This is a genomic window from Pseudomonas sp. ASL3, assembly GCF_056680425.1.
Map to the genome: position 1 here is coordinate 3,832,556 of NZ_CM155281.1, position 14,881 is coordinate 3,847,436.

Here is a 14,881-nt window from a genome sequence, read left to right on the forward strand (position 1 = left end):
AAAGGTCAAACGTTGGATGTCGATGCAGGGCGCTTATCGTCTAAACCCGTCCCAACGCCAGACCACCACGTCGCCGTCGATCTTTGGCATGGGCGCCTCGAACTCCATGAATTGCTCGCTTGCTGGCCGGTAGTCGCAGACCCAATACCCCGGATACGGGCAAGGCTCGCCGCTGCGGGCGCGCATGCCGCCCTGGGTCCAGCGCCAGCGGACGATCTCGCCCTGATGGCGTGGCAGGCGTTCGTTCAACTTGACTTGGCACGCCACGCAGGGATCACGCTCCATTTCCCAGCGACCTTCGCGTGGGGCGGGTTCTGCGCTAATGGCGTGGCGGGCCGGCTCCGGCGGCGTCTGATCGGGGTCTCGCTGCCAAAGGGTGAAGACGTGAGTGCCGTCGCGGTCGAGGGCGGGCAGCGTCTCGCCGTGCTTGAACTCCCGGCGCGAGTCAGCTTGGCCCACGGCGAACCACCAGCCGGCTTGCAGGCAAGGCATGCCCGCGACGGCGCTGATAAGAGCAGGTTCGGTGGATGAGGTTGCGGGCGGCGCATTGAAACGTACCGTCGGCTCCGGCCAATCGCTGTCGTCGTCGAAACGGGCCATCCAGCGTCGGCTGTCGGCAGCAGTGAAGCGCTCGTTGGGGTCGCCGTCCCACTGCCCGAACCCCAACAGCCCCAAGTCATCGAAACGGATCGGTTTGATCAGCTTGTTCAGCAGCATCGGCAGTTCAGGGACACCCTGCTCGACCGGGTACAACTCGGGTTGCTCACCCAGTTCGATCCATTGGCCGCTTTCCAGTTCGGTGACCGTAATCCGCGGATGAGCCAGCGCGGTGCGCACGGCTTCGCGTTGCAGACCTAGTTTGTTGCGCCAGTTGTTGGAGAGTAGAAAGGCCCAGGTGGGGGGGCGAATGCCGTTCATCAATTCGTCTTTCATCGCAGACGCATCGTTGATATCCAGCCCATAGAAACGTGATGCCAACGAACGCTCCCAGACGGTCACTTCCGCTCGGGTGCCGTACTCCAAGGGATTGGCCATGGCGAAGCCGCTGTAGACTTGTTCCGCCTTTAGCAACTCAATGGTCTGCAGGACAAAGCGGCGCCAGGCATCGCGATTGTCCTGCCACCACTGCCATCGGTAATAAAACTCAATGGTGGAATAAACTTTTTTTTCCTTATCATTCCAAACCGAACTGCGCCAAAAATAGCCGGCAGTAGCAGGCGAGGTCGCATGATTTGTTTCATCCGTATAATTGAAATCAAAGGTGTCAGATAAAAAATAACTCCTGGCTAGCTCACGCAGATCCGACAAGCGCTCGGACCCGTAGGGATAGGGTCGCTTCGAATCAGGATGCTCGGCCATGGTGTAAGGCTTGCCGGCCAGCGCTTCAAAGGCTTCGTGAATATCCACCATCAATAGCGATATTTCGACATGCTTTTTGGGGTCGTAAGGAAAGTAGAAACTGATAAAAGGGCTGACGCTGTGCATGGCGTCTTCCGTGCCCCATTCTGAGTTAGGCCACTCCTTGAGCAGCTCGACAAACTCATCACGTTCTTCTGTGCTAAACATTTCGTGGGTTGTACTCATGGTTATTTTTTTCCACCTGTACCCTTTTTGGGGAATGACTTTTTTTCGTCCGGTTCGTAGACGGTGCAATCTTCCGGCACGCGCAACAGCGCAACTTTTTCCTTTCCTATGTTTTCTCGGTTCCGTCCTGAATTCGGCATCATCAATCGGACGTAGTCCTCCAGTTGCCTATTCTTCACCCAATCCCCCGGAAACTTGATCTCCACCGCCGCAAACACGTTTTCGGTCTCAAACGGCTCCTGGCGGTACTCGACGATCACCAGATCCGGCGCGAGGCTTTGCCTGGGGCGCGGCCAGAACGGGAAGACCTTACCCACTCGATGCGGCCGGGTCGGTGGCTCGCCCAGCAGCGCTTTTTTGCTGTGCCTGTTGTAATTGGGCTCGGCCTTCAGCGGGCTGCGCCAGTCCAGCACTTCGTCCACGGCTTCGAACATCAACGACGCGGTGGTTTGTTTGAGGGCGATGTCGATGGTCGTCTCTATCACGTCACCGGGGATTTTCTTGCGGATGCTGCGCGGCACCTTGATTGGGGCTTTCGGCGCAAGACCGGCACCAGCCCGCGAGACTGGTTGCGCAGTCAAACCGAGTAAAAAGCCGGCATGTCCTCACGACGGGCTTAACGGCTGCGGTTCCACCTTCGCCACTGGCGTTTTCAGCGCGTCCTGCAACAAGGTTCGCGGCAACACAAATCCGCTGAAACTGCGCTGGGTAAACGGGTTATTGGCCTTCTCTGCACTGACCCGGTAGCGCATGACGCCATCACCCATCTTGAAGCCAAGGTCGACACTGGTGACGGTACTGCCGTTGAGGTACCCACGGCTGAGCAGGCGGAACAGCGACCATGGCCCGCGATAAGCAAGGCTGTTGCTGTTGCCGGTACTGTTGACCAGAGTGATTTTGCTGCCGGTGCCCTCGCCCAGGCTATTGGGCCAGATCAGACCGACACTGTTACTCGGCCCATGGCTGTAAGGGATCAACTGACCGTCCACGCCGAGCACACTGCTAAGCCGATTGGGGGTCAAGCCCAAGGGTTCGACGGTGAACTGCACGCTCAGCGCGCCACGGTTGTTGAAGAAGGTTTCGCGGATGCGGTCAGCTGCTTCCAGCTGCGTCAGCACATCAGTGCGCACCAGGTAGCCGCCACGGCTTTCCGAGTACAGGGCGTCCAGATTGTCCTTGATGAACACCTTGAGGTATTGATCATGGAACTGCTGCAAGCGACCCTGTGGACCGAAAAAGGCTTCGAAGTCTTCCAGCGACGCATCGGCGCTGCTGCCAGGGTTGAACGGGTAGCGCCCGGCCAGTCGTTGGCTGTAGAAGCTGTAGACATCCGCATCCCAACGTTTTTCCAGTTCGCGCAAGGCTTCGATCACCAAGACCTGTGAGGATTGGTCCGCGAGTGTCTTCACATGCCGATTGAGCGGCTCCGGCAAACCTGCCGCGACGCGTTGGAGGTTGCTAATGGGGTCCGGCCCTTGCAGTGAAAAGCGCTTAAGCACTGCCGTGAGGGCCGCTTTACCACGATCAGGATTATCCTGAACCGCTTTGGTGTAGTCATAAACCGCGCTGACCGCACGCAGGGCTTCATCGAAATACGAAGGATTTTCGCCCTTGGCAGTGAGCAAGTCAGTCAAGGAAACGAAAGCGCGTCGAATGTTGGCCGCCTGTTCTCGCCCCACGTCCTCACCTGGTTTGCGCTTGACCTCAATCAAGGCCTGGCCTTCGACCGCCACAACGGGCGGGTAGATCACGGTGTTATCGCGCACGGTTTCCAGCAGTCGGCGCAAGGGTGCCGACGGCCCCGTGACGTGTTCCAGTACCGTCACGGCCTGGGCAAGGTCGTTGAAGTCGGTGACGACCAGTTGGTTCAGACCACGCCGCCAGCTGTCGACGTAATCGGCGGTGTAGAGCGAACGGATACGCTCGGCCAAGGTTTTCGCGTCCTGCGCCGAATAATCCAGGCTGCGGCGCTCGCCCAATACCCATTGGTCAATCATCGCCAGCTCGGTGACGTTCTGGCTGTTCGGTTCGAAATAATCCTTGAACCCCTTGGCGGTCAGCAACGGCGCAAGGGTAATGCCCGGCCCGGCCGTCGTGGCCGAATCACCACCGGTCTTGGTGTGGGCGGCGTGATAGACAATATCGAACGCCGGACCGATCTCGTGACGCAAGTCCAGCGGCGCATGCAGGATTTCCAGTGCGTCCTGCTTCAGCGTCATGTACACACGCTGCTGCAAGGGGATCTTGCGCAGTTCCTGTTGCACGCTGGCGATCAACGGACGGTCGTGCGGCAGGTCAACATCCGCGTACTGCATCGCATAAGCCAGATGCGCCATCAGCGCTTTCTGGACCTGGCCCTCGGCGGGATAGGCCGCTTGCCATTGCTTGGCCATCCAGTCCTCCACGATGGCGGGCCGACGGTTCTGCCGGTCCTCGATCATCCGATACACCCGCAGCGCCGCCAGTTGTTGGTTGCTGCCCGCGGGCGCAGCGTTGATCGCATCGAGCACGCCACTGGCAATGGCCGGCAGGAAGCGTCGCGACAGCAAGCGCAGATAGGCTTCGTCGACTTTAGGCCCGATCGCCCGGCCCTGGTACAGGCCGGTGTCCGCCACCAGCGGCCAGGCATTTCGATAGTCACCGTAGACGGACACCGCATCCCGGATCTGATTCAACGGAGCCAACAGGTTGCGGCCGGTCGCCTCTATCCGCGCATCAATCTCACCCGCGCTGAATTCCTTGCTCTTGGCCAAGACGCTGACCGCCTTGTCGCGGTTGATGCCGAAATAATACTGCCAGGTACCGACCACCAGCAGGCAGCCCAGCGCTGCGACGGCGGAACTGGCGATCAGGGCATGGCGCTTGCTGGCCAATACCTTGACGTTGTCCCCCGCCAGACCGGCCTCGGGGTAGATGACCTGCTGGAACACCTTTTGCGCGAAATAGATGACTGAACGGCCTTCGGGTTTAGCGTCCAATGGCGGCTCGCCCAAGCCATAAGGCTGGGCCGCCGCGGCAACAAAAGCGTTAGCCAAAACGCCTTGCTGATACACCGAGGAAAAATACACACCCCGTACTAACGCCGGCGTGGTATAGCGGTCACTGCCGAGGATTTTGCCGAGAAAACCGAACAAGGTATTGCGCATGCCGGATACTTGGTGCAGTAGCGAATACAGACGGTCTCGCTGATTGGGCGAATGCGGCTCGCTCAGTGCATCAAATATTTGCTCATGCAACCGAGCGACAAAATGGTCATAGCGGCCGGAAAACTCCTCCAGCCAGGCATCGAAGTCATTGACGGAGTCCAGGGTAAAGGTAAAACCGAAAAGATCCTCGCGCACCGAACGTGGCAAACCCGCGAAGAACTCTTCAAAGCCTTCGAGCAGATCGAACTTGCTCAGCACCACATACAAGGGTAAGCGGGTACCCAATTGTTGGGACAGTTCATACAGTCGCACACGCAGCGAGTCGGCCAGTGCCTGTCGTCCATCAGGACTTTGGCGCAGCAGCTCAGCGATATCGACAATCAGCACCACCCCGTTCAGTGCCCGGCGGCTACGGTTGCGCCCCAACCAATCCAACAGATTCGCCCATAAGCGCGGGTGCGTTCCCAGCGGGAAATCGCCACCCGGCGGCATGTGAGTCGAAGGTTGGGGGGCAGCCTCCTCCTGAGCAACGTCATCAGCACTGGCCTCCGACGGCTTTTGCAGACCACGGCTGGCTGGCTCCGGTTGACTGATAAACTCGCCGGGCGGATCAATCAAAATAGCTTCATCACCCATCCACCAATCGATGTTGTAGGCCAGCCGTTCATCCTTGAAGATCCGTTTGCCGTCTTTGGCCACGCGGGTCAGCGAGAAGTTTTGGTTGGAACGATTGATGAAACTGGTTTTACCGGCGCTTTCCTGCCCCAGCACCAGGTACCACGGCAATTGATAAAGCGCGTTGCGACCCTGGGTATGCTCGCGCAAGGTGGCCAGGCTTTCATTCAAGGCCCGCTCCTGGGCTTCGACATAAGGTAAACAAGGATCGGTCTCAAGGGCCGCCTCATGCTCACGTTCGGTTTTTAGCCGACGGTAGCGGTGACGGATCAGCAACGACCAGATCACCATGGGAACCACCAACACCACCACGCTCAGCGAGACCCGCATCGACCATTCGGCCAAGGGTTGATGGGTGTCCCAGGTCCAGTGCGGCCCCAACCACCAGATCCCGATCAGCAAAAACAGCACACCCAGCACCACCAGAACCGGTGTCACCGTTTTGAACTGACGCAACAGCGGCAGGCCCCAGCGTTTGATGTAACTCCAGATATTCCACATGACGTTGACGCTCCTACTCCTTAAATCCGTGTTCGGTGACCCATAGGGTTACCGCGTTACCTCTGGCCAATTAACAAATCGTTCACGGTGTGATTCTCTCCCTCGCAAGACCTTTGGTTGCCTATAAAACTCGATCAGATATCGATATCGAATCAGAGCGTTAAGTCTTTACCCCAAAGCCTTATGGATGTGATTTTTTTCAGAGGCTCCTTGAATAAAAACACTTGCTTTACCCCCGCACTATTAGGGATCGTCAACTCATGCGGATTAGTTGATGACTGGCTTAGACCGCTGGCATAACCTTCCTCATCAATGGCTAACAAGGCCCCTGGCTGTGTCAGATTGATCAGCCTTACCGGTGTATCCATGGTATTCTTAATGCCCAGCAAGATGCTCACGGCATTACTTTCTTGTTTTACATCTAGCAAACTTATGACAACCTTTCCTCTCAACTGCTCCAAATCACTTACAACCAGTGCACCATCCGCGCTGTCAGCTGATTGCCGCCCTCCCGTAATGCCATCGGTTATTCCATTCAGTATGTTTTTGCCGGCAGCAACACTTTTTTCAACTACCAACTTAGTTGCTTCTCGGAGTCCGCCCGCAGACTCTTCAGGGTCATTTGCACTTGCCATGTTGCCGAAAATAAAAATGACGACGAACAGGATTTTTCTGAATATTTTTATGTATTTATTGGGGCTTCACCGTTTTGAGTGGGTAATCTATTCTCCTCCCCATGAAAGATATCGATTTATACGCCCAAATCCTTGGGCTCCAGGCACCGTGGAAAGTGGTCGCAGTTAACCTTGACCGTGCGTTGGGGCAAGTCGTTGTCGGCGTTGGAGTATCTGATGCTGCTGCGTTCACCTGTCCGCAATGTGGCCTGCACGCTTCGCGTTATGACAAACGCAAACGTCGTTGGCGGCATCTTGATACGTGTCAGTTCGTGACCATTCTAGAGGCTGAGGTGCCCAGAGTTCATTGCGCCGAGCATGGCGTGGTGACTGTCGAGGTCCCGTGGGCAGACGCTGGTTCAGGTTTCACCTTGATGTTTGAAGCATTGGTGATCAACTGGATCCAGGAAGCCAGTATTCAGGCGGTCTCGCGTCAACTCCAGACAAGCTGGGGCAGCATTGACCGGATCATGGCTCGCGCCGTCAGACGCGGATTGGCGCGTCGAAAACCGTTATCACCGACCCAGATATGTGTGGACGAGACTTCGTTTCAAAAGCGTCGCGAGTACGTCACCGTGGTGACCGACCCCGCAACGGGTCAGGTCTTGCATGTGGAAGACGGCAACCTCACCCAGAGCCTGGAAGCGTTTTATACGAAGCTCAATAGCGACCAGAAGCAAGCTATTACGGGCGTTTCGATGGATATGTGGCCCGCCTTTATCAGCGCGACCCAGCGTCATATTCCGGATGCCATGCACAAAATAGCGTTCGACAAGTTCCATGTGGCCAAGCTGTTAAGTGAGGCGTTGGACAGAGTGCGTCATATGGAGAACCGCGAGTTGCTAAAGGCCGGCTCCACGGTGCTCAAGAACACGAAATACGTCTGGCTCAAGCGGGCTGAGAACATGACTGAGCGACAACAGGCAACCTTCGAGTCGTTGCGAGAGGGTTCGTTGCGTACAGCCAAAGCGTGGGCGATCAAGGATCTGGCCATGCAGTTGTGGCGAGGTAAGGATCGGGATGAGGTCGAACAACAGTGGAACCACTGGCTGGAATGGGCCTTGAACAGTGGGCTGCCACCGATGTGGAAAGTCGCCAAAACGATCAAGCGACGACTGTGGGGCATCGTCAACGCCATCGTGTTGAACCTGCATAACGGTCATGCAGAAAGCATGAACGCACGCATTCAACGGCTCAAGCAACGCTCTTGCGGGTTTCGAAATCGGGAGCGTTTTCGCAATGCCATTTACTTTCATTTTGGTGGTTTGGATTTATACCCGGAACGTCTCCAAAACTCATAACACCCACTTGATCCGGTGAAGCCCCTATTTATTCATGTGACCTCTTGAATACTTTATTAAAGTGACTATTGGCGAAGCGTCGATACGCGGTTTATTGCGCAACTCGGCCTTCCAGTTGGACAGGCCGGATTTGCATACGAGCATCGTCGCCTTCGGTAGTGGCGATTCGCCCATCGGGCCTGCGTGAAGAGTTTGCCCGCTTCATCAGGCTTGGCTGCGGCCACCGCGAAAATTTTCCACCACAATGAAAAATTCATTAGAAACTCCCGTCTGAAAAAGAGACCCCATACACGATGCTTTTATATCTTCTACCGTCGGTTTCGATAAAACTAAGAAGCCCTCTATTGTCGTGCTCAATATAAGCGCTACAAATATTCGTACCACTCGTGCATTGATATCGATACCCTCCCTCTATGACTGCATTCACCTCGCGCACAGTGGATTGATTATCAATGCCTGCACGACCAACTTGCAAATAACCTTTGAAAGTGTTTTTCGGATGATAGGCAACGCCTGGAACACTTTCAGGAGGACGAAGATCCCCATAACCGACATAAAGATCCTTGTAGTTGAGCTCAACATTAAAAGAACCAACTTTCGACCTATCACTTGGTCTAAGCGATACAAGAATTCCAAACTCATCCCATATCAAGACATTATTTCTTTTGTCGGTCCGTGGCACGCCACCTATTATTTTTTTCCAGCTCGCCAAGTCATCACCCAGTCGCAAAATTTGGCCGTTAAAGGTAATGATGCCATCCGTCACGATAATTTCAGGCGTTGCACCACGAGATACCTCTCGCGTACCGCTTGACCAATCGACCAGTCGCTTTAATTGGACGTTGGCGTTATCCCAAGTAATATCGGTTTTGGATAGAGGCTCGGCGTGCGTATAAAGGCTGCATCCACCAATGGCGATAAACAGTCCGGCGATCAACGATCGTTTTCTCATGGCTTGACCTGATTCTTTTCCCCAAACAGGGTTTGATAGTGTTCACGGATGTACTCCCACCCAGCATTACCCTGTGCGCCCATTTTCCGGACCCGAGCCAGCGCCTGCTTACCGTGCGTTTCATGTAGGTAGTGGAGTTCCGTTAGAGACTCACCCCGCTGGATAAGGGTTGGATTACTTCTAGCCCATCTAGCCACTAATATGTCTTGCCAAGTGCTGTCCTGAGGGTGGGTAAAAAACCCGAGCGCAATCTTCTCAGGCGCAAATCCTGGCACACCTGACCAGCGATCCATCATTGCGCTGGCGACTTGCTTAACTGCATGTTTAGCTAAAATAGTGGCCAGGGTATGGAATGGGTGACTGTCATGGTCCTTGGCCAGTTGTGAGTGAGACGGGTCGGTAGAGCCGCTAGTATTGGGATCATCGTCAAACAAGGTTTGTGCATCGTCGACACTGTTGCCCAGCAGTTGCAACAAGCCTTGGAATACCATGCTGTAGCTATTGAGCACCAATCGCATAGGGGCTGTAGCGAGCCAACCGACCTTTTCTACGTGCTGATGCCCGGGGACTGCGGCCCATTTGTCGCGCAATTGCAAAAAGTTTTTGAAGGCCGGGAGTAAGCGTTCGTCCCGATGCTCGTTGAGCAGGATCAACATCATTTTTTCACTGTCAGAACGGTATCCAACTTCGCTGGCAGTGAAAGCCCAGTCATCCACTGGGAACAGCATTTGCGCCATAGGCTCGGCCAGACTGGCAATAACATCGGTCGAATTGAACATGCCGGTAACGATCGGTAAACCGTGTTTGCATTTGGCTCGCGAGGTCCAGGGCAGTATCTTTGTGTGGCCTAGCTTGATCAGGCTCAACTCTACAAAGTTTGAATGGGCGAAATAATCCTCCAGAATATGCAGCGCCCCACCCAACAGACGTCGGCCAGTAGGGGTGCGTCCCTGACTTGCGGCAGCCAGAAGCTCGTTACTCATCACGTTGGCCGAGCGGCAGATATAGCGTTTCATGGAAGTTTCGTAGTCAATCTCCAACAGGCTGCTGCCGGGCAGTATCCAGGGTTCGAACCCTGGATCCCGGGTTTGTGGATCGGGTGGTTGCGGGTTCAGGTTTTTGGGGTTGTCGATGTGCTGGCTGGGGCGGTACACCCCGAGCATGGACGGGGTGACTTTGTACGCCAGGTTGTTTGCTCTCAACGTGTTGAATTTTTTCGCCGCCAGCACGTCCACAAGCTCAGTCAAGGCCTGCCGTGACAGCACTTCCGGAAAGCTTTTCGGCATCGTGGCGGCCCGCACAATCTTCGGGTCGAGCAATTGCGAGTAATCGCGCAGCCAATTGCCAAAATAGATCGCTAGGCGTTCGTTGCTGTCGACAAACCCAGCATCAAGCAAGGCGTCTTCAATGGATTCATGCCCAAACGAGCTGTGGGGTTGTTCTTCATGGTGCTCGCCGCGCCCGGCACCAAAGGCTTCGCGGTTGCCGTGCTTACCTTCCTGTTGCTGAGCATTGCCAGCCTGAGCCTCGCGGATGGTCAGTTGCGCAGCGGAGTAATCTACTTTCAACGGCCCACTGTAGTTGGGCGAAGAGTAGCGGGCGTATTCGACTTCGCTGGTATTTTCCAGGTCAAAAAAAGCGATGCGGTAAGCATATTTGGCACCTTCATCCAATGGCCCATCTGCTGCAAGGGTCGATGAGCCATCAGGATGTTTGTCAGCCAGATCCTGGCGCAGGACGTTGTCGATGTGATGGCCGAACTCATGCAAGAGCACCATCAGTAATCGGGATGAAGCGTCCTGATCCTCAACCGCTTGCTCCAGAGCCGTCGAGTGAATACGGATAATGCGATCCTGATTGTCATAGTCGGCTGGGTTTACGCCGGAGGACATCGCCCGATACTCTGGGGGGGCCAAGGTGCCCTTACGCAGTGCGCCAAAGAGTTTGATGTATGTGTGCGCCGGAATATCGAAACCGAAGATCGGGGCGAGCATCAATACAAACTCCGCTGGCGTGCAACGATTTGCGACTTCCGTAAGCTGATCGAAGGCAAAGGTACTGTGCAGTTGGCTGTGTTGCTGAACCTCCCGCACGCCAGACGTTGGCATACCGAAAAGATTTACCGTATGGCCATCGCCAGCCCTCTGCGTCACCGGTCCCTTGAACCAAACCGCCACGCCTTCCAGCGTGATCCCGACATCGTTCAGGGTGATGCTGCCGCCGGGGCCTTGCAGCACGAGGCTTTGTCCGGCCTGCACGGTGTAGACGGTGGTTTTTTGCTCGATAGCTTGAGCAGCCTCCAGATGGTAATGACCGCGCACCGTGTGCTCGACATTCCCCCCAGTCTCGATCCAGTGGTTGGCAGCCGTCTTGTCCTGACGGTGGTTGCCGACGTTTTCGCTGCGGTCCTGGTCGATCTGGATCGTCTGGCTGCGGCCAATGGCAAGAAACTCATCCTGGCCAACCTCATGGCGACGGTCGTGGCCGATAGTGACCTGCTCGTCATGACCGACCTGTTCCGTACGGTCATGCCCAATCTCGATGCGCTCGTCGTGCTCGACCTTTTCGCTGCGGTCGTTGCCAACGAAGGTGGTCTGGTTGTTATTGATTTGGATGTTCTGGTCTTTCTGCGCATGAAGGTAGATTTCTTCCTGGTCTTTTTCGTCTTCGAAACGCAGTTCGTTGAAGCCCTCGCCCTTGTGGGTCTGGCTTTTGAGGGTCATGCGGGTTTTGTGTTGCGGCAGCGGGTACGGCGGCAGGTTGTCGGCGCGGTAGGTGCGGCCGGTGACAATCGGCTGGTCACCGTCGCCGTCCAGGTATTCGACCAGTACTTCCTGGCCGATGCGCGGGACGGCCATTGCGCCCCAGGTGGTGCCGGCCCTGCCCTGGGACACACGGATCCAGCAGGAGCTGTGTTCGTTGTTTTGGCTGGTGCGATCCCACGGGAAACTGATCTTGATCCGGCCCCATTCGTCGCAGTAAATCTCTTCCCCCGGTGGGCCGACCACGGTGGCCATCTGCGGGCCGTCGATACGCGGCTTGTCGCGCAGTTCGGCTTTCCAGTCGGTCAGGCCGGTGACCAGTTCGGCGGTCTGCTGGTAGGTGGTGCTCTGCTCGCTGCCCGCCGCTTCTTCTTCCAGGCTGGTGAGCTGGGTGCCGCGGTGTTCGATGAACACCGGGCGCCAGCGGATGTTCAGCTCCTCCCGCGGATGGCCGATCAGGTCGAACGCCAAACCGGGTTGCAGACGGGCGTCGTCGCCTTCGACCGTGGCGATGCGCGCATCACGGCGTAAGGCGGCCAGGCGGGTTTTAGTGAAGGGTTTACCGGCTTCATCGCGCTTGTAACGACCGGGGTAGTCGAAGCGCTCGTAGTCGCGTTGCTGGTGCTCGTGGTCACGGCCTTCGGCAACGTGCTCCTGGGCGTAGCTCGAGTGCTTGAAGGTGTAATCGCGCTGCACCTGACGCGCGGTGCGCACCTGTTCGGTGTAGTCGAAACGCCACAGCGCCGGTTCCGGCTGATCGCCGCCGGGGGTGGGCTGGTACAGCACCTGGCACTGTTCCTTGCGGCCGATGGCTCCGAGGTTTTGCACCTTGTCGGTGTAGATCAGGCGATGGCCATCGGCGCGATGGACGAAGTTGTACAGCAGGCCTTCTTCGGCGGCCAGACGGGCGAGAAACGCCAGATCGGTTTCGCCGACCTGCACGCAATATTCACGGGGTTCATGCGCGGCGCCAACGAGTTGCTCGCGGTCGGTCAGGGGCTGGGCCTTGAGCACTGCGTCGATGATCTGCGGCACGCTTTGCTGCTGGAAAATCCGCCAGTTCGAGCGCAAGTCGGCGCGGGCCAGGGTCGGTTCAACCACCGCCCGGTAGCGGGTACGGCGAAAGCCGGTGTCGCCTTGACTCAACAGGCTGATCAGCCCATGCACCCGCCGCACGGCCTGCTCGCCCCGCCAGATCGTGAACAGCGCAGGCCGGTCGAGCACCGCGCCAAAATCGACGTTGGGGTTGCTGCTGGACAGTTGGATGTCCAGATGAAACGGCCGGGACAGGCCTTCCTTCAAGGTGAAGGCCACCACCTCGAAAGCGGTGCCCGAGGCGGGTTCAAAGGTGTAACGCAGGTCGCTGTGACGGGGCATGGGGAGGGCCTGTCCGAAGGGAACCCCAGCGTATTAAAGATTCAAACTATCTAGATATCAGATGAATCCCTGAGTCATGTCGGACTATTCCCATACCCTTCTAATCGATAAGATCATGCGCACCTCGACGCGCTTACAACGACTCCACCCCCATCTCGTCCCACACCTCTTCGGCCAGATGGAAGGTGGCGTTGGCCGCTGGAATGCCGCAATAGATCGCACTCTGCATCAACACTTCCTTGATCTCGTCGCGGGTCACGCCGTTGTTTTTCGCGGCGCGCAAGTGCAGACGCAACTCACCTTCGCGGTTCATGCCGATCAGCATGGCGATGGTGATCAGGCTGCGGGTGTGGCGTGGCAACCCGGGACGGGTCCAGATGTCGCCCCAGGCATGCCGGGTAATCATCTCCTGAAACTCGCCATTGAACGGCGTCAGCTTTTCGAGGCTGCGATCTACGTGGGCATCACCGAGCACTTCGCGGCGCACTTTCATGCCGGCTTCGTAACGTTGTTGTTCGTCCATTTCAGGATCCTTTTCTAAGGTTTCAATGCGTGATGTTCGGCCACCGCGCGCTGGACCCAGCGCTGCGACTGACCCAGGTAATGGGCCGGGTCCAGCAAGCGATTCAGTTCCTCGGCGGACAGTTGCGCGGCCACTTGCGGTTCGGTGCCGAGCACTTGACGCAGGTGAGCGTCCTGCTCCACTGCACGGCGGCAGCATTGTTCGATCAAATGGTGGGCAGCATCACGGCCGATACGCTGGGCCAGGGCAATACTCACGGCTTCCGCCAGCACCAGCCCTTTGGTCAACTCCAGGTTTTGCAGCATGCGCCTGGCGTCGACTTCCAGCCCTGGCACCACCTGCAACGCCTGCTGCAACGAGCCGGACACCAGGCAGCACAGCTCCGGCAGGGTTTCCCACTCGGCATGCCAGAGGCCGAGGCTGCGTTCATGTTCTTGCGGCATGGCGGCGAACATCGTCGCCACCAGCCCTGGCGCTCGGGTCGCAGCGCCGATCATTACCGCTGCGCCTACCGGATTGCGCTTGTGCGGCATGGTCGACGAGCCGCCCTTGCCTGGCGCGGCAGGCTCGAACACCTCGCCCGCTTCGGTCTGCATCAGCAAACTGAGATCACGCCCCACTTTGCCCAGACTGCCGGCGATCATTCCCAGCAGACTGGCGAACTCCACCAGACGATCACGCTGGGTGTGCCAAGGCTGGTCAGGCAGGTTCAGATTCAATTCACCGGCCAGGGCTTCGGCCACCGCAAAAGCTTGATCACCCAATGCTGCCAGGCTGCCGGAAGCACCACCGAATTGCAGGCAAAGCAAACGTGGTTTGACTTCAACGAGGCGCTGGCGATGACGAGTAATAGCGCCCAGCCAGCCGGCGATTTTCATGCCCAAGGTCACTGGCGTCGCCTGTTGCAGCCAGGTGCGCCCGGCCAGCGGCGTGCTCGCGTGGCGCTGGGCCTGCTCGGCGAGCGCATCGGCCAGTCGCGCCAGATCGCGCTCCAGCAGGTCGATGGCTGAACGCAGTTGCAGCACCAGACCGCTGTCCATCACGTCCTGACTGGTGGCGCCCATGTGCACGTAACGCTCAGCGGTTTCGTTACGCGCGGCAATCTTTTTGCCCAGCGCCTTGACCAGCGGGATCGCCGAATTACCTGCATTGCCAATGGCGACTGCCAACTCGTCGACATCGAACAGTTCCGCGCGACAGGCCGCTTCGATATCGGCAACCACCTCCTTGGGAATCAGCCCGGTGCTGGCTTCGGCGCGTGCCAAGGCGGCTTCGAAATCGAGCATGCCCTGTAACCGACCCTGATCGGAAAAAATCGCCCGCATTGCCGGCTGCGTGAAATAGGCATCGAAAAGTTGATTGCTCGGTCTGTTCAAGCCATTGCTC

9 protein-coding genes are annotated in these 14,881 nt (G+C 57.2%); 1 reads left to right on the forward strand and 8 read right to left on the reverse strand.

Annotation, left to right across the window (positions count from 1 at the left end; genetic code table 11):
• Positions 1 to 33: 33 nt before the first annotated feature.
• From AC1MEE_RS17760 to AC1MEE_RS17775, 4 genes are all read right to left on the reverse strand, one after another.
• Positions 34 to 1,584 (reverse strand): type VI immunity family protein, encoded by a 1,551-nt coding sequence (locus AC1MEE_RS17760; RefSeq protein WP_480410902.1) that lies wholly within the window; start codon positions 1,582 to 1,584, stop codon positions 34 to 36.
• 2 nt (positions 1,585 to 1,586) lie between these two features.
• Positions 1,587 to 2,105, reverse strand: coding sequence for a hypothetical protein (locus AC1MEE_RS17765; RefSeq protein WP_480410903.1), 519 nt, complete (start codon positions 2,103 to 2,105; stop codon positions 1,587 to 1,589).
• An 84-nt stretch (positions 2,106 to 2,189) separates the two neighbouring features.
• Positions 2,190 to 5,906: a type VI secretion system membrane subunit TssM gene (gene tssM / locus AC1MEE_RS17770; RefSeq protein WP_480410904.1), complete on the reverse strand. Its 3,717-nt coding sequence runs from the start codon at positions 5,904 to 5,906 to the stop codon at positions 2,190 to 2,192.
• A gap of 152 nt (positions 5,907 to 6,058) precedes the next feature.
• A complete protein-coding gene (locus AC1MEE_RS17775) occupies positions 6,059 to 6,541 on the reverse strand; it encodes a hypothetical protein (protein WP_480410905.1) in 483 nt (160 codons plus the stop codon).
• A 101-nt stretch (positions 6,542 to 6,642) separates the two neighbouring features.
• Between AC1MEE_RS17775 and AC1MEE_RS17780 the strand changes: the two genes are divergently transcribed.
• Positions 6,643 to 7,881 (forward strand): ISL3 family transposase, encoded by a 1,239-nt coding sequence (locus AC1MEE_RS17780; protein ID WP_480410906.1) that lies wholly within the window; start codon positions 6,643 to 6,645, stop codon positions 7,879 to 7,881.
• A gap of 256 nt (positions 7,882 to 8,137) precedes the next feature.
• Here AC1MEE_RS17780 and AC1MEE_RS17785 read toward each other — a convergent pair whose 3' ends face one another.
• The 4 genes from AC1MEE_RS17785 to AC1MEE_RS17800 form a co-directional block, all read right to left on the reverse strand.
• The gene (locus AC1MEE_RS17785) at positions 8,138 to 8,833 is read right to left on the reverse strand and encodes a DUF7738 domain-containing protein (protein ID WP_480410907.1); all 696 of its coding nucleotides are present in this window, start codon (positions 8,831 to 8,833) and stop codon (positions 8,138 to 8,140) included.
• Positions 8,830 to 12,972 (reverse strand): type VI secretion system tip protein TssI/VgrG, encoded by a 4,143-nt coding sequence (gene tssI / locus AC1MEE_RS17790; protein ID WP_480410908.1) that lies wholly within the window; start codon positions 12,970 to 12,972, stop codon positions 8,830 to 8,832. Before tssI ends, AC1MEE_RS17785 begins: the two co-directional genes overlap by 4 nt.
• A gap of 133 nt (positions 12,973 to 13,105) precedes the next feature.
• Complete coding sequence (gene pcaC / locus AC1MEE_RS17795) at positions 13,106 to 13,495, reverse strand: 4-carboxymuconolactone decarboxylase (RefSeq protein WP_480410909.1); 390 nt, start codon at positions 13,493 to 13,495, stop codon at positions 13,106 to 13,108.
• Positions 13,496 to 13,509: 14 nt separating this feature from the next.
• Positions 13,510 to 14,871, reverse strand: a complete 1,362-nt coding sequence (locus tag AC1MEE_RS17800; RefSeq protein ID WP_480410910.1) for a 3-carboxy-cis,cis-muconate cycloisomerase — start codon at positions 14,869 to 14,871, stop codon at positions 13,510 to 13,512.
• Positions 14,872 to 14,881 lie beyond the last annotated feature (10 nt).

Bases quoted from the DNA above. Each gene is read 5' to 3' on its own strand.
- AC1MEE_RS17760 (WP_480410902.1), bottom strand. From the start codon at position 1,584: ATGAGTACAACCCACGAAATGTTTAGCACAGAAGAACGTGATGAGTTT.
- AC1MEE_RS17775 (WP_480410905.1), bottom strand. From the start codon at position 6,541: ATGGCAAGTGCAAATGACCCTGAAGAGTCTGCGGGCGGACTCCGAGAA.
- pcaC (WP_480410909.1), bottom strand. From the start codon at position 13,495: ATGGACGAACAACAACGTTACGAAGCCGGCATGAAAGTGCGCCGCGAA.
- tssM (WP_480410904.1), bottom strand. From the start codon at position 5,906: ATGTGGAATATCTGGAGTTACATCAAACGCTGGGGCCTGCCGCTGTTG.
- AC1MEE_RS17785 (WP_480410907.1), bottom strand. From the start codon at position 8,833: ATGAGAAAACGATCGTTGATCGCCGGACTGTTTATCGCCATTGGTGGA.
- AC1MEE_RS17780 (WP_480410906.1), top strand. From the start codon at position 6,643: ATGAAAGATATCGATTTATACGCCCAAATCCTTGGGCTCCAGGCACCG.
- tssI (WP_480410908.1), bottom strand. From the start codon at position 12,972: ATGCCCCGTCACAGCGACCTGCGTTACACCTTTGAACCCGCCTCGGGC.